Annotated in this window: 1 protein-coding gene; it reads right to left on the reverse strand. The window is 61.7% G+C overall.

Going from position 1 to position 1,003, the window contains the following annotated elements; all coding sequences use genetic code 11:
• Positions 1-1,003 (reverse strand): aconitase family protein (locus tag NPS47_RS25205; RefSeq protein WP_274297427.1); only part of this gene is annotated, 1,003 nt, incomplete at both ends.

A 1,003-nucleotide genomic window follows, 5' to 3' on the forward strand; every position in this document is an offset into this window, starting at 1 on the left:
TACACGTGCCTGGTTACCCATGCACAGCGAGCACCCCGGCATTTCCATGCGCGCGCCAGCCTTGCCGTAGATGCCGTAGTAGCCTTCTTCGGTGAGCTGGTGAGCGTCCATCTTGGTCGGTGGTGCCAGCCACAGACGGGTTGGCAGTGAGCCTTTAACCTTGTCCAGCAGCTTGCCGGCAGCACGGAAGTGACCGATGTTGGTCATGCACGAACCGATGAACACTTCGTCGATCTTCTCGCCCTGAACGGTCGACAGCAGACGGGCGTCGTCCGGGTCGTTCGGCGCGCAGAGCACTGGCACGGTCACCTGATCCAGGTCGATCTCGATGATCTCGGCGTATTCGGCGTCCTTGTCGGCTTCCAGCAGGACCGGGTTGGCCAGCCAGGCTTCCATCGCCTGGGCACGACGTTCCAGGGTACGGGCATCGCCATAACCTTCGCTGATCATCCAGCGCAGCAGGGTGATGTTCGAACGCAGGTACTCGGCAACAGCCTTTTCAGGCAGCTTGATGGTGCAGCCGGCAGCGGAACGTTCAGCCGAGGCATCGGACAGTTCGAACGCTTGCTCGACGGTCAGGTCGTCCAGGCCTTCGATTTCCAGGATGCGGCCGGAGAAGGCGTTGATTTTGCCTTTCTTCTCCACCGTCAGCAGGCCCTGCTGGATGGCGTAGTAAGGGATGGCATGGACCAGGTCGCGCAGGGTGATGCCTGGTTGCAGTTTACCCTTGAAGCGCACCAGCACCGACTCCGGCATGTCCAGCGGCATGACGCCGGTGGCAGCGGCGAAGGCAATCAGGCCGGAACCGGCCGGGAACGAGATGCCGATCGGGAAACGGGTGTGCGAGTCACCACCGGTACCGACGGTATCCGGCAGCAGCATGCGGTTCAGCCAGCTGTGGATGATGCCGTCGCCAACCTTGAGCGAAACCCCACCACGGTTGCGGATGAAGTCGGGAAGGGTGTGATGGGTGTTCACATCGACAGGTTTTGGATACGCCGCG

Origin of the sequence: Pseudomonas putida (genome assembly GCF_028682475.1) — a bacterium.
GTDB lineage: Bacteria > Pseudomonadota > Gammaproteobacteria > Pseudomonadales > Pseudomonadaceae > Aquipseudomonas > Aquipseudomonas putida_AG.